The organism is Pseudoalteromonas sp. NJ631 (assembly GCF_000276645.1).
In the GTDB taxonomy this organism is placed as follows: domain Bacteria; phylum Pseudomonadota; class Gammaproteobacteria; order Enterobacterales; family Alteromonadaceae; genus Pseudoalteromonas; species Pseudoalteromonas piscicida.
In genome coordinates this window covers 1-23,290 of sequence record NZ_AKXJ01000016.1, presented here as the reverse complement: position 1 = coordinate 23,290, position 23,290 = coordinate 1, and the positions used below count along the sequence as shown (strand labels likewise).

The 23,290-nt window shown below is 42.5% G+C and carries 20 protein-coding genes; 10 read left to right on the top strand and 10 right to left on the bottom strand.

The window, feature by feature from the left end:
* The first annotated feature begins 1 nt into the window (after nt 1).
* Together A587_RS0119930 and A587_RS0119925 are read left to right on the top strand one after the other, a co-directional pair.
* Nucleotides 2-1,351 (top strand): FAD-binding oxidoreductase, encoded by a 1,350-nt coding sequence (locus tag A587_RS0119930; protein WP_017219028.1) that lies wholly within the window; start codon nt 2-4, stop codon nt 1,349-1,351.
* Nucleotides 1,348-2,073 carry an aminotransferase class I/II-fold pyridoxal phosphate-dependent enzyme gene (locus tag A587_RS0119925; RefSeq protein WP_017219027.1) on the top strand — a complete coding sequence of 242 codons (726 nt, stop codon included), beginning with the start codon at nt 1,348-1,350 and terminating at the stop codon, nt 2,071-2,073. Before A587_RS0119930 ends, A587_RS0119925 begins: the two co-directional genes overlap by 4 nt.
* 192 nt (nt 2,074-2,265) lie before the next feature.
* Here the strand turns inward: A587_RS0119925 and ssb are convergent, their stop codons facing one another.
* The 3 genes from ssb to A587_RS0119910 all read right to left on the bottom strand — a co-directional run bounded on the left by ssb (nt 2,266) and on the right by A587_RS0119910 (nt 5,191).
* The gene (gene ssb, locus A587_RS0119920; protein WP_010376633.1) at nt 2,266-2,919 is read right to left on the bottom strand and encodes a single-stranded DNA-binding protein; all 654 of its coding nucleotides are present in this window, start codon (nt 2,917-2,919) and stop codon (nt 2,266-2,268) included.
* Nucleotides 2,920-2,936: 17 nt separating this feature from the next.
* A complete protein-coding gene (locus tag A587_RS0119915; RefSeq protein WP_026001071.1) occupies nt 2,937-4,304 on the bottom strand; it encodes an MFS transporter in 1,368 nt (455 codons plus the stop codon).
* Nucleotides 4,305-4,444: 140 nt separating this feature from the next.
* A complete protein-coding gene (locus A587_RS0119910) occupies nt 4,445-5,191 on the bottom strand; it encodes a substrate-binding periplasmic protein (protein ID WP_017219025.1) in 747 nt (248 codons plus the stop codon).
* A gap of 180 nt (nt 5,192-5,371) precedes the next feature.
* Here A587_RS0119910 and uvrA point away from each other — a divergent pair, with 180 nt between their 5' ends.
* Together uvrA and A587_RS0119900 are read left to right on the top strand one after the other, a co-directional pair.
* Nucleotides 5,372-8,194 carry an excinuclease ABC subunit UvrA gene (gene uvrA / locus A587_RS0119905; protein WP_017219024.1) on the top strand — a complete coding sequence of 941 codons (2,823 nt, stop codon included), beginning with the start codon at nt 5,372-5,374 and terminating at the stop codon, nt 8,192-8,194.
* Between the two features lie 50 nt (nt 8,195-8,244).
* Nucleotides 8,245-9,339 (top strand): hypothetical protein, encoded by a 1,095-nt coding sequence (locus A587_RS0119900; RefSeq protein ID WP_017219023.1) that lies wholly within the window; start codon nt 8,245-8,247, stop codon nt 9,337-9,339.
* Here A587_RS0119900 and A587_RS0119895 read toward each other — a convergent pair.
* Nucleotides 9,320-9,718 carry an acyl-CoA thioesterase gene (locus A587_RS0119895; protein WP_010605953.1) on the bottom strand — a complete coding sequence of 133 codons (399 nt, stop codon included), beginning with the start codon at nt 9,716-9,718 and terminating at the stop codon, nt 9,320-9,322. The two genes, A587_RS0119900 and A587_RS0119895, sit on opposite strands and share 20 nt — an antisense overlap.
* Before the next feature lie 29 nt (nt 9,719-9,747).
* On the opposite strand from A587_RS0119895, the gene A587_RS0119890 reads away from it, so the two are divergent.
* A complete protein-coding gene (locus A587_RS0119890) occupies nt 9,748-10,449 on the top strand; it encodes a 2OG-Fe(II) oxygenase (protein WP_017219022.1) in 702 nt (233 codons plus the stop codon).
* A 63-nt stretch (nt 10,450-10,512) separates the two neighbouring features.
* Here A587_RS0119890 and A587_RS0119885 read toward each other — a convergent pair whose 3' ends face one another.
* A complete protein-coding gene (locus A587_RS0119885; RefSeq protein WP_017219021.1) occupies nt 10,513-10,881 on the bottom strand; it encodes a YacL family protein in 369 nt (122 codons plus the stop codon).
* A 104-nt stretch (nt 10,882-10,985) separates the two neighbouring features.
* Between A587_RS0119885 and A587_RS0119880 the strand changes: the two genes are divergently transcribed.
* Nucleotides 10,986-11,888 (top strand): AEC family transporter, encoded by a 903-nt coding sequence (locus A587_RS0119880; protein WP_017219020.1) that lies wholly within the window; start codon nt 10,986-10,988, stop codon nt 11,886-11,888.
* A 3-nt stretch (nt 11,889-11,891) separates the two neighbouring features.
* On the opposite strand, the gene A587_RS0119875 is transcribed toward A587_RS0119880, so the two are convergent.
* Entirely contained in the window at nt 11,892-12,119 is a 228-nt protein-coding gene (locus A587_RS0119875) for a hypothetical protein (RefSeq protein ID WP_010376621.1), read from the bottom strand.
* Between the two features lie 220 nt (nt 12,120-12,339).
* On the opposite strand from A587_RS0119875, the gene A587_RS0119870 reads away from it, so the two are divergent.
* Nucleotides 12,340-13,653, top strand: coding sequence for a short-chain fatty acid transporter (locus tag A587_RS0119870; RefSeq protein WP_017219019.1), 1,314 nt, complete (start codon nt 12,340-12,342; stop codon nt 13,651-13,653).
* 30 nt (nt 13,654-13,683) lie between these two features.
* Here A587_RS0119870 and A587_RS0119865 read toward each other — a convergent pair whose 3' ends face one another.
* Nucleotides 13,684-14,694 (bottom strand): metalloprotease, encoded by a 1,011-nt coding sequence (locus tag A587_RS0119865; protein ID WP_017219018.1) that lies wholly within the window; start codon nt 14,692-14,694, stop codon nt 13,684-13,686.
* A 210-nt stretch (nt 14,695-14,904) separates the two neighbouring features.
* Here A587_RS0119865 and A587_RS0119860 point away from each other — a divergent pair, with 210 nt between their 5' ends.
* Nucleotides 14,905-16,113, top strand: a complete 1,209-nt coding sequence (locus A587_RS0119860; protein ID WP_010376614.1) for an EAL domain-containing response regulator — start codon at nt 14,905-14,907, stop codon at nt 16,111-16,113.
* On the opposite strand, the gene A587_RS0119855 is transcribed toward A587_RS0119860, so the two are convergent.
* Nucleotides 16,097-17,224: a hemolysin family protein gene (locus A587_RS0119855; protein ID WP_026001070.1), complete on the bottom strand. Its 1,128-nt coding sequence runs from the start codon at nt 17,222-17,224 to the stop codon at nt 16,097-16,099. The two genes, A587_RS0119860 and A587_RS0119855, sit on opposite strands and share 17 nt — an antisense overlap.
* Nucleotides 17,225-17,390: 166 nt before the next feature.
* Between A587_RS0119855 and A587_RS0119850 the strand changes: the two genes are divergently transcribed.
* Nucleotides 17,391-19,844 (top strand): alpha/beta hydrolase family protein, encoded by a 2,454-nt coding sequence (locus A587_RS0119850; RefSeq protein ID WP_017219016.1) that lies wholly within the window; start codon nt 17,391-17,393, stop codon nt 19,842-19,844.
* A gap of 225 nt (nt 19,845-20,069) precedes the next feature.
* Nucleotides 20,070-20,765, top strand: coding sequence for a response regulator transcription factor (locus A587_RS0119845; RefSeq protein WP_017219015.1), 696 nt, complete (start codon nt 20,070-20,072; stop codon nt 20,763-20,765).
* A 43-nt stretch (nt 20,766-20,808) separates the two neighbouring features.
* Here the strand turns inward: A587_RS0119845 and A587_RS0119840 are convergent, their stop codons facing one another.
* Nucleotides 20,809-22,329 (bottom strand): YifB family Mg chelatase-like AAA ATPase, encoded by a 1,521-nt coding sequence (locus A587_RS0119840; protein WP_017219014.1) that lies wholly within the window; start codon nt 22,327-22,329, stop codon nt 20,809-20,811.
* A 17-nt stretch (nt 22,330-22,346) separates the two neighbouring features.
* Nucleotides 22,347-22,961, bottom strand: a complete 615-nt coding sequence (locus A587_RS0119835) for a trimeric intracellular cation channel family protein (protein WP_010376603.1) — start codon at nt 22,959-22,961, stop codon at nt 22,347-22,349.
* Nucleotides 22,962-23,290: the final 329 nt, after the last annotated feature.

Here is a 23,290-nt window from a genome sequence, read left to right as displayed (position 1 = left end):
CATGAAGAGTATAAAAACTTATCTTCAATCAATACCTGATTGTATTTTGATAACAAATGAAAGCGAAAAATACGAAGTAAAGAGGCGTATTTTCAATGGATATATAGATAAAAGGCCTATCGCAATTATATACCCTGAAACTGAGCAATCTTTAGAGGCTGCGATGTTTACGTGTTTAGAGCACAACATAAAGTTCACTATTCGAGCTGGGGGGCACAATGTTGCAGGAACTTCTATGCTCGATAATGGCGTGGTTATTGATGTATCTAGGTTATATCGAGTAGAAATAGATAGAGTAAACCGTATTGCTGTAATTCAACCTGGTGCCTTATGGAGAGATGTTGATACGTCTGCCGAAAAATTTGATCTATGTACACCTGGAGGAATAATTTCGGATACAGGTGTAGCAGGGCTTACTTTGGGAGGGGGTATTGGTTGGCTTAATGGTCTTTATGGGTTGGCATGTGATAACCTAGTTCAAGCAAAAGTACTTTTAGCAAACGGACAGCATATTCAAGTCAATAAAGATGAAAACTCCGACTTGTTTTGGGCATTAAAAGGAGGAGGAGGGAATTTTGGGTTAGTGACGAAGTTTGAACAGAGTCTTCATGAGCTTCCTGAAATTTACGCTGGCTCAATTTTATTCCCCGAAAGTTCATGGAAATCAGCACTTAAACGATATGTCGATACTTGCATGGAAGCGTCTGATAATTTGACCGCATCTTTCGTGGCAACAACAAAAGAAGGAGAAAAAGTCATTTCTGTTGATGTTTGCTACGCTGGTAACCCTAATTTAGGAATAAAAGAATCTAGTAAGTTTATTGGTCAAAATGTTGAAGTTGTTCTCTCCGATTCAAGAAAAATTAGGTCTTATGTGAATTGGCAAAGAATGTTTGATGATGATAGTAGACGAGGATTAAGAAGTTATTGGAGGTCTTTATTCATTCCTGACCCGAGTGACGAAAAGTTTGCGAAGATATTCACGAAGTATTTCAAGTCATGCCCAAGCATTTATACTATGTTGACATTTGACCATATCCACGGAGAAGCCTCTCGAGTAAAAGTATTAGATACTGCTTATAGCCATCGGGGTAAGATGTTTTTATTTTTGATAAATACTAACTGGTCGGCTAAAGACGATGACGCTATAAACATTGATTGGTGTAATAACTTCTATGGTGAGTTGTCATCAGTATTTGGAGGGGAAAATTATGTTAATTACCTTAGCAAAGAGGAAAGTCGAAGAGTGGAACTAGCGTATGGCGATGAAACGTTCGAAAAATTAAAGGTAATAAAAAGAAAGTATGATCCAAATAATGTCTTTTTTGGAAATCAGAATATTTCTATATGATTAACTTAAAAGCGCTTTCATCATTGACATATCAAGAGAGAATAAGTAGTCAGTTCAAATATGACTTGGGGCCAGCTTACCCTCAATTTGAATCATTGGCTGAGTGGAGGTTACTTAGAGATGATGCGCTACTAAGTGACAATTTACAAAGCTATTTTTCAAATGGAAAATTTAATGAAGTTTCTATTTGTCCAGAAATACAATTTGCAAAATTCTTAGATTATAGAGAAGAGCAGCTTGTCAATTGCGTACTCACAGGTTCATTGGCTTTAAACCGAGCATTAGCAGCATTGATAGAACAATTTAAAGAGAATAATGTAAACAAAACTAGAGTCGTTACGACCTCTCCTTGCATAGATATTATTAGAGCTATGGCTCTTGAGCAAACAGGAACTCCCCCTATTCCTGTCAGTTATGGAATTAATGGAGATTTTTCAATATCCGATGCCAAAGTGATTGTTGATAAAGTACAAACGTTAATAAATGAGGATCCTGATGTTGGGGCAATTGTTATGCTTACTTCACCAGAGAACCCAACAGGAAGAATATGGACAAACCATTGTATCGAATATATTTTAACACAGCTAAATTGCAATCGAGTAGCGCTTATTTTCGACCATTGTTTTATGTTCTCCGGGAAATACCCTAATAAAGAATCTTTATCTCCGGATTCATGCGCAATAGTTTCTACTTTCATACTTCTCCTCAGCAACCATTGCTAGAATATGTAAACAGCCACAACTTTACAATATTTTTTTTATACGATTTTTTACCCTTACTTTTTTACAAAAATAAAAAACCTCTCATTAGCTTTACACTAAAAAGAGGTCCTTAAAAACGTTTAAACTTATGTTTTATTTATTAATTTAAATCATAATAACAATCATAAGTTAACATATATTTTTTTATACGAATCAGAACGGAATATCATCATCAAAGTCAATTGGTGGCTCCATAGGGTTTGAGCTACCGCCTGATTGACCATTGTTTTGGTTCTGTTGTGGTGCAAAGCCGCCTTGAGACTGGCCACCAAATCCAGAAGACTGCTGAGAATTCTGTTGCGATTGCTGTGGTGCGAATCCACCTTGCTGTTGGTTTGACTGGCTTTGCTGTGGCTGCGAATATTGCTGCTGAGGCGCTTGATTATAGCTTTGTTGGCCATAATTATTTTGCTGCTGTTGACCACCTTGGTACTGGCCACCACCTTGACCCTGCTGCTCGCCACGACCACCTAGCATTTGCATTTGGCCACCCATGTCCACAACGATTTCTGTTGTGTACTTTTCTTGACCGCTTTGATCTGTCCACTTACGAGTCTGTAGACGACCTTCAATGTACACCTGCGAGCCTTTTCTTAAATACTCACCCGCAACTTCCGCAAGTTTGCCAAACAACACCACACGGTGCCATTCTGTACGCTCTTGCAATTGACCGGTGTTTTTATCTTTCCAGCTATCCGTAGTTGCAATGCTGATGTTAGCCACGCCGTTACCGTTTGGCATATAGCGAACTTCAGGATCTTGGCCCAGATTACCTACCAAAATTACTTTATTAACACCACGTGCCATGGCATTGTCTCCTCACACTATGACAAGCCCAACACTTGCTTGGCTTGCTTCAAATCAAAAATTTTATCATCTACTTTTAGGTAGCTACGATTCTCATCTCTTACTACCGTGGCCTCAAGTACCCCAGGTAATGAAACCAATTGATCTGCCAATTCCGTCGCTTGTTGCTCATTTTCTACAGCAGAAACTAAGCTGATCGCTTTGCTCTTAGGTGGTACTTGCATACCCCATGCGATAACAAACCATATTACCCCAATAATGGCCGTTGCGGCAAATATCGTATCGACCGCAAAATTTTGTGCCAAAATACCACCCAAAGCACCGCCTATAAATGCACCAAGAAACTGGCCAGATGAAAACACTCCCATCGCCGATCCCTTTTGGTTTGCTGGAGCTATGCGAGAAACCAACGCAGGCATAGTTGCTTCGAGAAAATTAAAGGCAATAAAATAGACCAGCATTGCACCTGCGATCACCCAAAGTGAATCTACAAAGCAATACAAAGTAATCGAGCTTACCACTAGCATTGCAATAGACAGCAAGAATGTCTGCTTTTCTTTTTGTTTGCGGATCGCCACTATCATCATCGGTGCCATCAAAATAAAAGCGAGTAAAAATACCGGAATGTAGAGTTGCCAATGCCTATCTGCTGCAAGGCCATCACGGATCAACTGACCTGGCAAGGCTACAAAAATTGTAGTCAGCGTCAAATGCAATAGCAACACCCCAAGATCAAGCCTCAGTAACTGTGGGTTTTGCACCAAGCGACGAATATCTGCAAAACTTGCAATTGTGTCGCCTTTTGGGGCTTTATTTACCGCATTTGGCACCATAAAGGTAATGATAGCGATACCTACAATTGCCAATACCGCCGTCAGCCAGAAGATCCCTGCGATACCAAAAGACGCTGCAATCATTGGTCCTAATAACATGGCTACAGCAAAGCTCATACCAATGCACATGCCAATGACCGCCATTACCTTGGGACGCTGCTCGTCGCGGCTCAAATCCGCAGCAAGCGCAAGTAAAGCACTTGCAATCGCGCCCATCCCCTGTAGGGCTCTACCAAATGTCACCCAATAGATTGAATCCGCTAATGCCGCGATAACGGATCCTAATGCAAATACCAACAACCCACCAATGATGATTGGCTTACGGCCAAACTTATCAGACAACCAACCCATAGGTATCTGCAGTACAGCTTGAGTCAAACCATAAGCACCAATAGCCAAACCAATCCACAGTGGCGAGACATCCTGTAAAGACTGGCCGTAAACAGCTAACACTGGCATCAGCATGAACAAACCAAGCATGCGGAAAGCGAAAACGCCAGCAAGAGAAATCGCGGCGCGCTTTTCAGTTGGATTTAAAGAGTCATTAGACATAAGGCGGTATTCATCACTATCGAAAATCACGCGCAAGTTTAACAAACTCTTTTCTTAACTTACACTAGCGCGAACGGATCTTTGCAATGCGCGTATTACTATCATGGATTTGATCACCCTACTACGAGAAAAAGAAAGCGTTAATTGACGCCGTATTTGGCCGTGATCTGATCTAATTTCCCGCTACGTTTTACCCGTTCAAATGCTTGACTCAAACGCTGCAATCGCTCGCTCGTGGTGCGTGCCTTGCTAAAAGCAAAATATACTGGGTTTTCGTTAATAACCAACGGACTAATAGTAAACTTTTCAAAATCAGGGTTATTTTTACTTTGATACAGAATGTTGAATTTTTCTTCTAAAAACCCTGCGATCCTGCCTTTTTTGAGCAAATTCAATTTTACCTGATTGTCGGGTACATAAATAAATTGCGTTTCACTGTCGGTACGACGCGCAAGGCGAGCTGTAAACGCCTCACCGTAATAAGCATTACGCTGAATAGCGATGGGCTTTGACAGATGGAATAACGACTCAAGTGAGTCAAGCTGGTGAGGCTCGCCTGAGTTCATTGCAAAAACAATGGTTTCCATGCGTTGAGGACCAATAAAATACGCAAACTGTTCACGTACTGGTGTTTTTGTGACGCTCAAAATAAGATCGATATCCCCCTCCTCTAAAAGCTTCAGCGCCCGACCCCAAGGAATACTTACGAAACGATAGCTACACCCCGCTTCATCTAACAAGGCTTTAGCGAAATCAACGTCCATACCGTGCCAAACAAGGTCGTCATTTAACTTAGACTGCGCTGCATAATTCTCAAACCGCACCACCAGCTCACAGGCGAAGACATTTTGGCAAAGCAGCGCCAAAAGCAATAAAAGTCGATACAAAATCAATATCCCAAGTTGATCGGTTTAATAAGTTTAGTTCGTTTAGCAGAGATAACTTAATTTTGTATTCGGGATGCGGTAATCTGTTCACTTCACATCATGCTTTGACTGATCCAGATTTCAATTTAGTGGATTAGTATCGCGTACTCAGTACAGCGCACGAAAAAACACAAGGGTCGTATGGATAAAATAGAAGTTAGAGGTGCCCGCACCCACAATTTAAAAGACATTTCACTCACCATTCCAAGAGACAAATTGATAGTGATCACGGGTCTTTCTGGCTCAGGGAAGTCGTCTTTAGCATTTGACACCTTATACGCAGAAGGCCAGCGTCGTTATGTTGAGTCTTTATCTGCGTACGCGAGGCAATTTTTATCGCTGATGGAAAAACCAGATGTGGATCACATTGAGGGCTTGTCTCCCGCGATTTCCATTGAGCAGAAGTCGACTTCTCACAATCCACGTTCAACCGTGGGAACCATTACCGAAATATACGACTATTTAAGATTACTCTTTGCCCGAGTGGGTGAACCGAGATGCCCTACGCATGATTTACCGTTAGCCGCACAAACTATCAGCCAAATGGTTGATACGGTTTTGGCGCTACCCGAGGGTAGCAAACTCATGCTGCTTGCACCGGTGGTGAAAAACCGTAAAGGTGAACACGTAAAACTGTTAGAAGAGCTTGCAAGCCAAGGTTTTATTCGTGCGCGTATTGATGGCGAGGTATGCGATCTCTCAGATCCACCGACACTAGAGTTACAGAAAAAACATACCATAGAAGTCGTGGTGGACCGTTTCAAAGTCAAAGCAGGGCTTGAGCAACGGTTAGCCGAATCTTTTGAAACCGCGCTTGATTTGGCTGATGGCATTGCGCAAATCGCCTATATGGATGATAGTGACGCAGACGAACTGATCTTCTCGGCCAATTTTGCCTGTCCAACTTGTGGCTATGCCATGAGCGAACTTGAACCAAGATTGTTTTCTTTCAATAACCCAGCTGGTGCCTGCCAAAGCTGTGATGGTTTGGGGGTAAAGCAGTACTTTGATCCCAAACGTGTAGTGCAAAACCCAGAACTAAGCTTGTCTGGCGGTGCAATCAAAGGGTGGGATAAACGCAGTTTTTACTATTTTCAGATGCTAAGCTCGGTTGCCGAGCAATATGGATTTGACTTAGAAACGCCATTTCAGGATCTGCCGAGTAAATTTCAAAAAGTGGTATTAGAAGGCTCAGGCAAAACTAAAATCGCGTTTAAGTATCGTAATGACAGAGGCGATCTTATCACCCGCAATCACGAGTTTGAAGGCGTGTTAAACAATATGAATCGCCGTTATCGGGAAACGGAGTCCAGTTCAGTAAGAGAAGAGCTCGCCAAATATCAAACCAGTCAAGCGTGTCCAAGTTGCCATGGCTCACGCCTGCGCGAAGAAGCTCGCCATGTGTTTATCGGCTCGACCAACCTGCCAACTGTAACAACGATGAGTATCGGCGAAGCCAGTCAATTTTTTATCGACTTAGCACTCACAGGCCAAAAAGCACAAATTGCGGACAAAATACTCAAAGAGATCCGCGACCGTTTATCTTTCTTGATCAATGTAGGCCTAAATTACCTCTCTTTGGAGCGTAGTGCTGATACTTTATCTGGCGGTGAAGCTCAGCGGATCCGTCTTGCAAGCCAAATTGGCGCCGGCCTCGTGGGAGTAATGTACGTACTGGATGAGCCTTCAATTGGTCTACATCAGCGCGATAACGACCGTTTACTTAAAACACTCACGCACTTAAGAGATCTTGGCAACACCGTAATTGTGGTAGAGCACGACGAAGATGCCATTCGTGCAGCCGATCACATCATCGATATCGGTCCAGGCGCCGGCGTACACGGCGGCTATGTCGTCGCTGAGGGAACTCGCGATGAAATAATGCAAAGTAAAGACTCATTAACGGGTCAATATCTCAGTGGCGAGAAATGCATTGAAGTTCCAGCGCAACGTCATCAATGTGATGACAAGTGGCTTGAGCTTAAAGGCGCAACGGGCAACAACCTAAAAAGTGTCGACTTAAAAGTGCCTGTTGGTCTTATGACCTGCGTAACAGGAGTATCTGGTTCGGGTAAATCCACCCTCATTAATGACACCCTATTCAAGCTTGCCCATCAGGAATTAAACGGTGCAACAACGCAAGAAGCTGCACCATATGAATCAGTTCATGGGCTAGATCACTTCGATAAAGTTATCGATATTGATCAAAGTCCTATCGGTCGCACACCACGTTCAAACCCAGCAACTTATACAGGGATCTTTACTGCTATCCGTGAACTATTTGCGGGGACGCAAGAATCGCGTTCACGCGGTTATAAGGTTGGCCGCTTTAGTTTTAATGTTAAAGGCGGTCGCTGTGAAGCCTGTCAAGGCGATGGCGTTATCAAGGTAGAAATGCACTTCCTGCCGGATGTCTACGTTCCTTGCGATGTCTGTACTGGTAAGCGCTATAACCGTGAAACACTGGAAGTGCTGTATAAAGGTAAAAATATCCACGAAGTGTTGGAAATGACCGTTGAGGACGCTAGAGAATTTTTTGATAAAATTCCCGCGATCAATCGCAAACTACAAACTTTAATGGACGTTGGCCTCTCCTACATTCGCTTAGGGCAAGCCGCCACGACTTTGTCCGGTGGTGAAGCGCAGCGTGTTAAGCTCGCTCGTGAACTATCAAAACGAGATACCGGTAAAACACTCTACATTCTCGATGAGCCAACCACAGGTCTGCACTTCCATGATATTCAACAGCTACTCGCCGTACTGCATCGTCTGCGCGATCATGGTAATACGGTATTAGTTATCGAGCATAACCTGGATGTTATCAAAACCGCGGATTGGATCGTGGACTTAGGTCCAGAGGGGGGAGCTGGAGGAGGTCAAATACTCGTCTCAGGTACACCTGAAACGGTGGCTAACTTTGCGGCTTCGCATACAGGTAAGTACCTTAAGCCTTTATTGTCTTAATTTCTAAAAGTCTCTATTATTGGTGCATAATAATTACAAATTCATTTATTATGCATCAACTTCTCGCACCAAAAAACTTAACCGCGTACCTAGCAAGACTGCGCTTTTCCATCGGCCAGTTTTGGCAAAGTCTAACACTGGCTCAACGTTATTATTTAGTCAGTTTTATCATTTTTATGTTCAGCTTGAGTGAAACTGAAGATAATAATTTCATCGGCTTTTTGATCTTAATAACCACTGTAACGGCACTATGTTATGAGTTTTGGCCGAGGATCATGACCTTTTGGGAAAGTGTGCCTGGCAAAGCACTAATACTGTTATTTTACGCCTTTATCGCGAACTTTGTGTTGGTTCAAGCTGATGGTCGTATTAATGATTTAACTGGCGTCAGCACAGATAACTTCCCCTACACACATAATTTGAGTGTGTTACTGTCGTTACCTACTTGGTTTTTTATTACCAGCACCTTCTTGTTAATTCTCGCGCAACTCTTTATGACCTGCTATGTTGTTGTGCTTTTCCTACTTAAGCCATTGCGTATAAAGCCTTTTTGGCACCAGAACCACTATCGCTATCCGGCAACAACAGCAATCATCAGGCTGATCATGTGCTTTGTTTTATTGGCTTTTTTGGTGCTTGGCATTACTAAATCAGGCGCTTCAACCGCATTTACTGAGTTTTCTTCTGATTTCAAAATAGATGAGGACGGAATTTCTTTCCAAGCCAACGCGAAAGAATCACGCACCTCTGACTCCACAGAAGAAAACGAAGGAGCATCGGAAACTCAACCACAACAGGCCAACATGAGTAGCGATACTCCACAACAAGATGAAGCACAGCCCACGGAAGATGAGCTGGAGTCGTTAACGGTATCTATTAATAACGATCCCAACCCGGATTTGCACGAGCAAGGCAAAAACTATAACGATGTGCTTAATCAAATACTGGCTTACTTTATCTTTCGCTTTGAGTCTGACGGAAACTCACGCTGTGAACATAGCGAAGGCAGTAATATTGTAGAATTAAACGATTATGAGATCTTAGAGATCATGCCGGATAACGCCGCGGAATACGGCTACACCTATACAGTAAAGCCTTGTATTTCAGCGGCAATTGGTCACCAGTTTAAGCCGCAGCAACCATAAAAGTACCTAGCGCATCGCGCTCTTGCTGACTCAGCGGTTGGGATTGCTTAACCGCAAAGTCATATCGCACCATAATGGTTTTACCTTCAGCACAACACTCTCCATGCTGCCAAGCCTGCTGCAAAATCACAAATGAGCTGTTGCCGATATGTTCAACAGCCGTTTTTATTTCGACTTCCTGACCATAAAATAGCTCCCCTTTAAAGGTGACTTCGACTTTAGCAACAATCAATTTCCACTCTTTTGGATTTAAATCTGGTGTAAATATTTTGAAAATAGGTGTGCGCGCGGCTTCAAACCACACAGGGAGTACGGTATTGTTGATATGTCCAAGCACATCTGTGTCGCAAAAACGCGGCATAAGCTTTTCAGACAGCATAATAACTCCAATAAAAACTAGGGAAAAACATGAGTGATTTTATTCGCGTTTACGATAACGCACTCAGTTCAGACTTTTGCGATGAATTCGTAAAGACCTTCGATCAAAGCCCACATTTAAAACAGGGGACTACGTCTGGTGGTGTCGACTTGAGTAAAAAAGTCAGTCACGACCTTTATTTAAATTCCTATCCAGACTATGCCAAACAGTTGCAACACATTCAACAGGTTACGGCAAAGCACTTATTTGAATACCTTGAAGAACATTTCTTTATGATCATCGGTGCATTTGGACTTAAAGTGTATCACCCCAAAACAGGTGAGCCTGTCGACCTCACTGTGGATAACTTTGAAGAAGTCGGCAAGCCACAACTCCCGGTCCTTGCTCAACAGCTGTTTCGTTTGGGTGCTATCCAAGCTCAACGCTATCAAATAAATAAAGGCGGCTACCCCTACTGGCACAGCGAAGTCTACCCTCAACATGACCATAATGAAGCCTTACACCGAGTGCTGTTATTTATGTTCTACCTTAACGATGTCGAGGAAGGTGGTGAGACCGAGTTTTATTATCAAAAGCGTAAAATTGCCCCAGTTAAAGGCTCTATGGTGATAGCGCCAGGGTATTTTACACATACACATAGAGGCAATATTCCGGTTTCTAACGATAAGTATATACTCACTTCGTGGGTGTTATTTAATAGAGCAGAGCAACTCTATGGTACGCCCAAATAAGCTATCTCTATACTTCAGGGGCTGTTGAACTCAAGCATGCAAGATCAACAGACCCCACAGAACTTATTTAGCTTTGGTAAATTCAGCCCACTCTATCAGCATGGGTAAAAAATCTTCATAACCACACACCGCCATCATACCCGACTCATCTAAAGCCAGTGCGTCTTCTTGGTACTGCGCTATGTCATCACTTTCATGAAACAGAGCGTGGCTTTCAAATAATGCTTCTTGCGGCGTGAACGTGGCGCGGATCTCTTTTCCGGCCAACACAAGCTCTTCTTTTTGATTTGGCAGGTTTTCAAGCTGTGTCAGCAGGCTGACAATGCACTCATGTGCAAGCTCCTCGCTTAGCCACCGACCTATCAACGCATGCTCGTCATTTAAGCGAGCACGAAACCCAGAAAGTGGGTCACGAATAAACTGGTATTCCATCTTTACTTCTTAACTAAATCACCTTCTTTTATTATACCTAAGTGGCGTCCGCTAAGCATTCATTGATAGAATTACCTTTTAACCACTCGATTGTTGGTCAATGCATGTCGCCTGTTGAGATCTTATTTCCTCTCATCTTTATCGTTATTTCTGGGTTTTTGAGTGCAAAGATAGGCTTTATCGCCATCAATCAGCTTGATGGCTTGCGTACTTTTATCTTTAATTTGTGTATTCCTGTGCTGTTATTTAGCAGTATGGTGCAAGCAGATCTGGAAAGCCTTACAACGGGTTCCTTGTTATTATCCTTTTATCTCCCAGTCGCTCTGACTTATGTAGGCTTATACCTATTTCTCTTTAAAGCGCAATATCGTTCAAAAGCAGACAGTGCAGCATTGGCATTAAGTGGCACCTACTCTAATACCGTGTTAGTCGGATTACCGATAATCTTAATGGCACTCGGTGAGCAAGCCGCTGCCATGGTATTTATGATTATTACATTCCACAGTGCGATGCTGTTTTTTATGACTTTTTTACTGGCAGCAAGACACAAAAATAAGGTAGATATTGTGAAACCCCTGCTGTTAAATCCAATAGTGATAAGTATTTCAAGTGGTTTGATATTGAACGTTGCTGGGTTAAAACTACCAAGTTTAATACTTGAAAGCTTTAGTTGGTTGGCAAAACCTGCCATTCCTGGTGCGCTATTTATTTTGGGTGCAAGCTTGGTGCAGTATGGCGTGCGAGGAAAGTTACACGGTGCAATATGGCTAAGTGCAGTAAAACTGATACTACTACCGGGATTGGTTTATCTCTTTGCCACTTATTTAGGATTAGCAACTCAACAAGTTCAGGTGGTGACTCTAATGAGTGCCTCTCCTTTAGGCATTAATGCCTATCTTGTTGCTAGACAGCTCGATAGCCAACAAGCAACGCTTGCTGCTACCGTTGTGCTGTCTACTGTGCTGAGTATGGTCAGCCTGACTGGGTGGTTATACTTTTTGGTATAACCGTTAATACCTAGGCGGCGTATACTTAGCAGCATCAATAATAGCCCACAAATGGAAAACGGCTGCAATCACGGGTGGAACCAATAAAAACCACAGCGCATACCCACCTACAACAACAATTGCGAAGATTAAAGCCGCCAATATACGACCTTGAACCAACTGACCAAGGCCAGGGAAAAAGACGTTACAAATCGCTGCAATTACATTACCACCAGAACCTTGTCCAGACATAGTTACCTCTCTTAGTTACTTAAAGTCTTTCTTTTTAATATATCAGATTTCATGCCAACCCTAACACTTTGATTTTAAAAGAAACCAATGAAACTCATTGTTTTCTGTTCACTATAAGTTAGCCTAAAACACTAACTTTTAGCTTAAAGTTTAGCTATATTATGATGCGTAATTCAATCACTTTGATTTACATAAAATAATAATGAAAACAGGATGTCTTATGCTTAGCAAGTTTACCACCCCGCTAACAAAATTAGTCGACAAGTATCTACCCGATCCATTTGTGATTGTACTTTTACTCACTTTTTTGGTGATGATACTCGCTGCACTATTTACTCCAGCAACGCCTGTCATGGTGCTTGAGGCATGGGGTAATGGTTTTTGGAAGCTGCTTACTTTTGCGATGCAAATGTTGTTAGTTTTATTATGTGGTCACATGCTTGCCGTGACCCCTCCAATAGCGAAAGCACTAGACCGTATAGCTGGCCTAGCTAAGACTCCCTCTCAAGCAATTATACTCACTACCTTTGTTGCGATGAGCGCCAGCTGGCTAAATTGGGGGTTTGGCTTAGTTGTCGGAGCTTTGTTTGCAAAGGCCATCGCCCGAAAAGTGAAAGTCGATTATCGCCTGTTAGTGGCTAGTGCTTACTCTGGTTTTGTTGTTTGGCACGCTGGTCTATCAGGCTCAGTCCCTCTAACTATCGCAACCCCGGGCCACTTTAGTGAAAAGAGCATCGGTATTGTTACCACTTCAGAGACAATCTTTGCACCATTTAACCTGCTCATCGTACTCAGTATTTTTATCGTTTTACCACTTATAAATACACTGATACTTCCCAAAGATGATGACGCAGTTATTGTTGATAAAGAAAAGCTCATTGAACAAAGTAATGATATCAGTAACCGCAATACTCCGGCTGCAAAATTAGAAAATGCCTCATGGCTTGGCATGTTAGGGGGAGCAATCGGTCTTAGCTACCTAGGCTTTTACTTTATATTTAACGCAGGCACAATGACATTGAATATCGTCATAGCCCTGTTTTTGTTCTTAGCCATGCTGCTACACAAAACCCCTGCAAATATTCTCAATAGTCTACAACAAGCAATTCAAGGTGGTGCCGGTATCGTGATCCAGTTTCCTTTTTATGCTGGGATCATGGCTATGATGGTAGAAACAGGACTTGCGCAACAAATATCTCAAGGATTTGTTTCTATTAGTAGTCAATGGACATTACCGCTGTGGAGCTTTTTAAGCGCAGGCCTTGTAAATATATTTGTGCCTTCTGGCGGCGGTCAGTGGGCGGTACAAGCACCAATAATCATTCCCGCAGCAGAAGCACTTAATGCAGACATAGCCAGAGTCGCCATGGCCGTTGCATGGGGTGATGCTTGGACTAACCTGATCCAGCCATTTTGGGCACTTCCGGTACTTGCAATTGCAGGTCTTAAAGCCAAAGATATTATGGGATTTTGCCTGATACAATTGCTGGTAACGGGTGTAATTATCGCAACTTTATTGTTGCTACCCCTGTAAGAAGGTGCGTAATGCACCTTCTTATACAGATTAACTTGATAAAATTTTCATTGGTAAGCTTAGGATTGGATTCTCTGAATCAGCAAAATGCATCATTACCGCAACATGACCTGTAATAACAACTATATACATAATGGCGCTGACCACTTGCCCATATCGGTCAAGGGGTAATAAGTGACTGTAATTACGGCCACGCCACTCAATCAGGATTTCAAAACTGCCAATCAAAATGAATATCACCAGTAAGATTAAGCCAAAGGTGTAACTTATCCACAGGCCGAATAATACTCCTGCCATACACACTAATAACCCCACCCAAGAACGCATTGAAAAGCTTATGCTTTTTAGAACATGCCCACCATCTAACGGCAAAATAGGTAGTAAATTGAATAAGTTCAACAGCGCACTTAATACAGCAACACCAGCAAAGATTTCCATCTCTGTCGCATAATACAACACAACTCCAAGGACTGAGGTTATTAAACCAAATGCCGGTCCCATCAACGAAATAACCACATCTTGCCAGCGGGTCGTGATCTTATCGTCACTTACAGCTAAGCCACCAACGAAAGGGATCAAATAGATACCTTTTGTTTTAATCCCAAAATAGCGCATAGCGCGGACGTGGCCATATTCATGAACGACTAAGCAAGCCACAAGCATAAGCGCAAACTGCCAAGAAAATAGCCATGCGTATCCTGCCACAGATGCGCCAGCCAACGCAGCTTTGACCACCTTTGCACTTTTAAATAACTTTAAGCCCAATGCTGCCAAACCAAATAAGCTGCGTTTTTCTTTAGGTGTTTCAGTGCTCACTTCAAGCCACTGAAGCTCAGCTCCATTGACTGCAATACCAAGCAAACCCTGAGGTAACTGCTCTGTATTTACCGCTAGTGCTTGTCCATCAATGGTCGCGAAAATGCCATTATGTTGCTCTTCAAAGGTAATGGCTTGCTGCTCGACAAAAAGCTGTACTACTTGTTGTTGGTTAAAAAAGATAGATACCGCTTTGTCCGCTAGCGAAAGCTCGACTCTATTCATATTCAGATCCAAAGGTCATTTGGGGCATTATCGCTAAAAGCGTCCGTTTCATAAAGCGCTGCCGAAATCTGAATTAGAAAAATGCAGGTAAAGTGTCATTATTGCGCTTCAAATTGAGTAAAAATCACCTTTTAAAGCGTATTGAGATTTGAGCACTTTAAATTATTTGTACTAGACTTTAAGGAGGTAAGGTATACGAAGGAATTGTTAATGTCATTAGCAAAACATCGGATAATGGTAGTAGATGATTCACCCGCGATCCTCGTCGTAATGCAAGCTATTATGACTGAACTTGGCATTGAGCATGTCACAACCTGCTCAAGTGCGGTGAATGCTGTAGAAAAAATACGGCAGACTCCTCATCAATTTGACGCCATTTTTACAGATCTCAATATGCCCGAAATGGATGGCATGGAGTTTATTCGCCAACTAGGAGAGCTAAGGTTCTCCGGCGGTATTATTATTATTTCCGAAATGGACGAAAAGATTATTGATCTAGCAACCAACCTTGCCAGACAATCCAATGCACATCTTATCGGCAATATTTCCAAGCCCGTACAATTGGTTGATGTCGAGCGTATGCTCAAAAAAATGGAGACGTATACCACTGTTAAACGTAGCCGTATTGAAAAGGTAACCGAAAGCGATCTTTTGCACGCCATTAGTCACAACGAAATTACCCCTTACTATCAGCCAAAGGTTCACCGTGGTGACAAAAAGATTAAAAGTGTCGAAGTGCTTGCCCGTATTGTGCCTAAAAATACCGAGCAGGTTATTTTACCGGATCATTTCATTGGCGTGGCCGAAGATACCGATCTAATCAACATCATTACTTTCCAGCTTTTTGAAAAGGCAACGGACGAGTTTAAAGCAATCAAATCTGAGCTAAATTACCCAATTAAACTGGCTTTTAATCTATCACCAGTGCAATTAAATGATCTGAGCTGCCCAGATAAACTGGCACTTATTCTAGAAATAAACCGTTTAAAGCCTAGTGATATCATTTTAGAAATTACTGAAAACCAACCGATGAATCAGTCTATTCAATTGGAAACAATGAACCGTTTACGGATCCGGGGGTTTGATATTTCGTTAGATGACTTTGGTACTGGATTTACCAATATCCAGCAGTTAAAGTCTTTGCCGTTTACTGAGATCAAAATCGACCGCTCTTTGATAACCCATGTGGAATCCGATCGCTTTTCACAGGTACTTATCGACAGCTTAATCGACATCGCACAAAATCAACAATTAGACATAGTAGCTGAAGGTATAGAGCGGATTGAAGAGCTACAATACCTTGACCGCTACAAGCATAGCCTATTAATGCAGGGTTTTTTAATCAGCAAACCTAAACCACTAACAGACCTAGTTGGGTGGATACACTCTTGGCAGCGCATGATTAATTCGAACCCTTAACCTCTGGAGAGGGCGTTTCCTCTCTATCGCTTTGCGTTTCAGACGCTTCTGCAGCTTCGTCGCTGTCTTCAATCAAATTATCATGATTATCTACTCGCTCTCGCCACTTTTGCTTGGCAGCAGCTTGCATATTGGTAGTTTGCTCTCGCTCATCAACAATATCCATTCCCATTAATGATTCAAGCAAATCTTCTAATGTCACTATGCCTTGTACATCGCCATATTCATCAATGACAAGCGCAATGTGTAGACGCTTTGCCAGTAACGCTTTGAATAGCTCTGGCGCAGCTAGCGTTTCCGGTACGGTATAAAGAGGGCGAGATAGCTTACCAATTTTATAGTCTTCTCCAAGCCTATGATAAGCAAGCATAATGTCATTCTTATGCACAAAGCCAATAATGTCGTCTGTATTTTTATCAAATACCAACACCCGAGAAAAAGCAACCGAACCATGCTCAGACAAATACTCGTGCACAGTCATATCTTTATGCACCTTAAACAGTACCGTTCTTGGTGTCATAATGCTTTCGAGTTTGGCGTGGCGAAAGCGCAACAAGCTGCGAATGGTTTCAGTTTCGTCTTGATGTAATGCGCCTGCTTCAGAGCCAATCTCCGCCATCGCTTCGATTTCTTGACGAATATAGTGAGCCTCATCTTCTTTACGGCCTATCACTTTTGTTAACTGATCAGACATCCACACAAAAGGCTTCAATATTCGAACTAACCATACCAACACACTGGAAACGATAGGTGTTAATCCGCGCCAATAAGTCGCTCCTAAAGTCTTTGGAATGATTTCTGACAGTACCAAAACCAGTAGCGTCATCACTGCAGACGCAATACCAACAGCTGCATCTGAAAATACCACAGCAGCTTGTGCACCAACCCCTGCAGCACCGGCGGTATGCGCAACGGTATTTAACGTTAGAATGGCAGATAAAGGCTGATCAATGTTGTCTTTAAGGCGTTGAACTCGCGATGCTAATGCATCATTGTCTTGCTTTAAGATCCCTATATGGCTTGGCGTAATACTAAGTAGCACCGCTTCCATCACCGAACAGATAAAAGAGATAGCTATTGCCAAAAACATGTAGGTCAATAATAAAACCAAGTAAATTCTCCTCTTTATTCAACGCTAAGTATTTGCTTAACTGCATACGTTATGTTGCTCATCAACACAGACTATTAAATTTAGGACGTCTATCGCAGCAATACAACCGGTTCAAAATACTATGATATAGTTTTATCATATAATTACCTACAATAGGCGCAAATAAATGAAATTACGTACAGCCGTCACTCTACTATTTACGGCAGTCTCAGCACAACTTTCAGCAAGCCCATTAGACGAATCAAAAATACAATTTTTGGGTCCCATCGCAGGCGAATCCACAATAAAGCCAGCTGACACAGCTCATCGTGATGCAATTATTGAAAACTTGCTACCATCATTACAACAAGACGCCAAACAGGTAACGCTATTCAATAATGAAAGCAAATGGCAACCACTGAATAAAATATCTCAATTAACGATACCAGGACTGCAGGCTCTGAAGTTTAATTTCACTACTGAACGTTTTGTCTCCGGTAAACTCAAGCTTGAGGGCGTCGAGGAGGCCAAAGTATTTCTAAATGGAGAGCCTGTCTCCGGTGTTAAAGAGGTTCAGCTTGATGTAGTCAAGGGCGATCATCAAATCCTCGTTATCGCTGAGCAGGTGAATGACTGGAATAAGGTTGATCTTAGCTTTGAAGGCGAAGCAGCACATGACGTTATCACGCTAACAGAAAAACAAACCAAAGCGCTGTCTGCAAAGCAACTGTTTGATGCTCCAACAGTGAGTGCTATCTCACTTGCACCTAACGGCGAATATTACATTTCTACCGTGCGCCACTACGATGATGAAAAAGGCAACTCAGCAATCACCGAAACTGCTTTATACAATGAAGATGGTGACATGCTTTATAGTTTCGATGGCATGAGTGCAACTAGCTTTGCATGGCGTGATGACAGCAGCAAACTCACCTATTTAAAAGATAATAAAGCTTACATCCTTGATCTAAAAACCTTTAAACGCACTCAAGTTGCTACTAAGCTCAATGGCGCGAATAGTATCGAGTTTTTTGATAATGACACGCTTATTTTTGCATGGACCAACAGCGGCAAAGAAGAAGGTAAACTGACTAAACATTATCAAGGATTAGAAGATAGATGGTCATATGCCCGCACTCAATCGCAAATCTTCTTACTCGATATCAAAAGTGGGCTACTTAATCCAGTAACCGTTGGCGCACAAAGCCACAGTTTGGCCGACTTTGACGCGCAAGCAAACACGGTTTTAGCAACGCGTAATAAGCAAGACTATGCGCAACCTCCTCACATGTTGACAGAGTTAATAGAAATTGATCTATCAAACAATCAGCAAAGTGTCATTGGCCAGTACCGTACATTTAGTGGTGCTCAATACACTAAAAATGGTATTTATGTAACTGCAGGTCCTGATTTTGCAGAAGGTGCGGGGCGCAACTTACCTGAAGGTATGCTCGCGAATAACTATGATGGCCAACTTTATTGGATAGATCGCAAAGGCCACAATGTAAAAGCACTGAGTAAAAACTTTGATCCAGCCATAGGCAGCTTTACCGTACTCAATAATGGCGATGTGGTACTAAAAGCGACTGACCAAGATCGTCAACAGCTTTTCCTCTTTGACGAAAGTAAGTCTACTTTCAAACGCTTAAACACCGGACTTGATGTTGTCGCGAATTATTCTGTGTCTAGTGAACGTAATCCAGAGATCTTATTCACAGGAACTACAGCATCAACTCCACAACAGTTAAAAACCATGTCAACCTCAGATAAGCGAGCTGACACGCTCTGGGACTCAACAAATATCGCATACCAGAATGCGGAAATTGCCAACCTAGAAGAGTTTAATTTTACTAATACTGAAGGCGTGGAGATTAAAGGCCGCGTGTATCTACCACACGATTTAGACAAAGCTAAAAAATACCCAGCTCTTGTTTATTACTACGGCGGTACTTCTCCAGTAACTCGTGGCTTTACAGGGCGTTATCCATTTAACTTATGGGCAGCAAAAGGTTATGTTGTTTATGTCTTGCAACCAACTGGTGCGACAGGTTTTGGTCAGAAATTCTCAGCAGAACACGTCAATGCTTGGGGTGAACACACCGCTAACGATATCATCATGGGTACCAAAGAGTTTGTGAAAGCATACCCTTTCGTTGATGACAAGCGTTTAGGTAATTTAGGTGCTTCTTACGGCGGCTTCATGACTATGCTGCTGACAACAAAAACTGATTTGTTCTCAGCTTCTATCTCACATGCTGGTATTTCTAATATTACTTCATACTGGGGCCAAGGCTGGTGGGGTTATTTGTATTCTGGCGAGGCCTCAAAAGGAAGTTTCCCCTGGAACAATCCAACCCTTTACTCACAACATAGCCCGGTATTTAATGCAGACAAAGTAACAACACCATTATTGTTAATTCACGGTGACGCGGATACCAATGTGCCGCCTGGTGAAAGTCACAATATGTATACCGCATTGAAGATCCTTGGCCAAGATGTTGAATTGGTCGAATACAAAGGCGCAGATCATCAAATATTCGCTCGTGACAAGCGCTTCCATTGGTGGAGCACCATGCTGGCTTATTTCGACAAACATTTAAAGCAAGAGCCACAGTGGTGGGAGCATCTATACGGTAAGTAATCAATGCTAGGTGGCACGGTGTGCCGCCTTTTTGGTTAGCGAAGCAGCAATCAAACACATCATTGTATATAATTTAATAATAAAGCTCGGTTTCCTCTTGATCGAACTAGGTTGTCAGGTTAACGTGCCAGATACAGAGTTGTAAGAATTCGTTTCATGTACTTCCAAGCAGCGATCTCTCAGTGTTATATTAACGACAATTAAACAACAATTAACAGTGAAAACATGAGCATAAAGGTTTTATTAGTTGAAGATGATGAACTCTTAGCAAAGCGACTGTGTAGTCACTTTGAAAATACCGAGTTCAGTATCACTGTAGACAATACAGGGGCTACTGCGCTTGAGCTTATTCAATCTCAAACCCAAAACCCATTTGCACTTGCTATTGTTGATGTTGTTTTACCTGCCACCGATGGCCTGCAACTTGCGAAAGAGATTAATACCTTATCAGACCTTGGTGTCATCATGCTTTCTAGCCGAGACTCTCAAGCCGACAGGATAGCAGGTCTTGCGCAAGGTGCTGATGACTACGTTTGTAAGCCTGTTGATACGCTTGAGCTTGAACTGCGTATGCGTGCCTTATACAAACGTTTAGTTGGTAATAAAGACGATGAATCAGAAGAATTTATCGAATATGCTGATTTTAAACTACACCCTGATAATCGTACCTTAATCAATCAACACGGCATTGAGTCTCGACTTACCGAAGCAGAGCATAAGGTATTGATTTGTCTTATTTCCAATGCTGGAAGGGCAACATCCAGAGAGCGTATTTCAGAAGACATTGGGCAACCTGATTGGAGCCCAAGCGACAGAACGGTTGATGTCTTAGTTGGCCGACTACGCAAAAAACTCGGCGATGAAAAAGAGCAAAAACGCATTGTGACGGTTCGCGGCAAGGGTTATATGTTATCAGCTTAACCTTTACCAATTATACACTCCCTATCTATTGAAATGCCGTTAGCTAGAACTGTGTTAACTGAGCTAACAACCTCTCCAGCGCACGATAACTAAGCGCTTCCTTTAAATGTGATAAGCCAATATTAGGTGTCGAGCTCAGATCTGCTATGGTACGCGCGACCTTGATTATTCGATGATATGAACGTGGTGATAGTTTTAGTTTTTCTGCTGCCTTTGCTAGAAATAAACGTTCAGTATCAGCAAGATAGCAGATATGATTTAGCTCTTTTACACTCAGTTGATCGTTACATTTTCCCTGACGTGCTAAAGCTGTTTTATAGGCCTGTTCCACCCTAGCCCTTATTGTCTCGCTAGACTCTCCATCACTCTGGGATTGTAGCTCTTCTGTTTTTAGACGAGGTAATTCTACCTGTAGATCTATTCGGTCTAAAAATGGACCTGAAATCTTAGCCAAATAGCGCAATACTTGATCCGGAGACGCTCGCTTGTCAGTGTAACAACCTGTAGGACTGGGATTTAATGCTGCGATCAGTTGAAAGTTTGCAGGGTAATCAACTTGCCGAGCTGCGCGTGAAATCGTTACCATGCCCGTTTCCATCGGTTCACGTAATGAGTCCAGTACCTTCCTATCAAATTCTGGCAACTCGTCCAAAAATAGAACTCCATTATTTGACAGTGATATCTCCCCAGGCTTAGGGTTCGACGAGCCTCCAACCAAAGCTACCGCAGAGCAAGTATGATGTGGAGCTCTAAAAGGCCTTGTTTTCCAGTTTGATTGGCTGATTGTTTTTCCCAGTATGGAATAGATAGAAGCTGTTTCTAATGCCTGATTATCCGTCATTAATGGCATTATCGTGGGTAGACGCTGAGCAAGCATCGATTTTCCAGTGCCCGGAGGACCAAGAAATAAAACGTTATGCCCACCTGCCGCAGCTATCTCTAGTACTCGCTTCGCCCCATCTTGCCCTTTCACCTCAGCCATATCCAGCAAGCTCCCACCTGAAGCTTGTATATTTAAATCGTTTGGGTAGAGTTGATTAAACATAAGTGATTGCTGGCCGCTTAAGCCTAACCATGCTGTACGCAAGCAGCTTATAGCAACACGATTAGCATCAGCGGCAAGGCTCGCAACTGCATCGTTTCCAATTGGTAAGTAAGCAGTTCTCCCCTCCTTCGCTGCTGCAATAACAGATGGCAAAATCGCAGTGACCGTCCTCAGCTCACCATTTAACGCAAGCTCACCATAAAACTCTTTATCAGCAATAGCATGACTATCTAGCTGCCCTGATGCGACGAGAACACCGAGTGCGATTGCAAAGTCAAAGCGGCCACCGTCTTTGGGTAGATCGGCAGGTGCTAAGTTTACTGTGATACGCTGTTCTGGAAATAAAAAGCCTGCATTAACAAGCGCACTACGGACGCGCTCTTTGGCTTCTTTAACTGAGGTTTCGGGTAATCCAACGATACTAAAGGCAGGTAAACCGTTGCTAAGGTGCACCTCAACAATTACCTCGGGAGCGGTAATACCAACTTGTGCTCGAGTGAAGACTCTTGCTAAAGACATCCATGTCTCCTGCTTACTTAAAATTTATAGTTAAATACGTGTAACACCAAGTGGTATCGCATAGCCGCTAATCTTAATAACAAGGTTGCCGCCATGGACAATACCATTACGTATTCTGTTGCCATGCCCAATTTAATTGCTTGAGTATAGACTATCCCGCCAAAAATGCAGGTGATCGCGTATAACTCTCCTTTTAGAAGTAGGGGGATCTCTCGAGCTAATACGTCTCTGATAACCCCACCAAAACACCCGGTCAATACGCCCATGATCACAGCTGTAGTATCAGGCATTCCGATACTTAAAGCCTTTTGTACTCCCATTACAGCGAAAAAAGCAAGTCCAATGGCATCAGCAACCTGCAGTACAGTTCTTGGAATATTTTGATGCCGATTTAGCCACCATATGCTCACAGCGACAGCAAATAAAATAGCGTAAATATAGCTAGTATCATGAAGCCAAAAAACAGGTTGATCTAAAATCAAGTCTCGTAATGTTCCCCCCCCGATACCAGTTACAGTCGCAAGGACAATCACACCAAAGCCATCCATGTGTTTACTATGCGCAATTAAGGTTCCCGAGATCGCAAAAACCATAACGCCTAAGAGATCAAACCAATGATAGAGTTCTGACATTTCGTAATTAGTTGTGAAACAAAAGCAAAATCATAACGAAGATCTCACACAAAAGGTAGTAGGATCGCCGATATTTACAGTTTTCAATGTACTGAGTAAAGTGACTTTATGAAATGTTTAGGATGAATACTTGTGGGTAAACCGCCTATCATGATACATGTTTATACTGTGGTGCAGCGCATCTACTTAGGTTTAGAATATTTTTTCAGAACTTCATTGCAAACCATCGGCGGATAAACCACCTCGCACCATATTGCACTGTGCTGATACTGTGGTAGGAGCGAGTTTACCTCGCGAGGTTTTAATTGCTTGCGAGGTTTTCTATACCC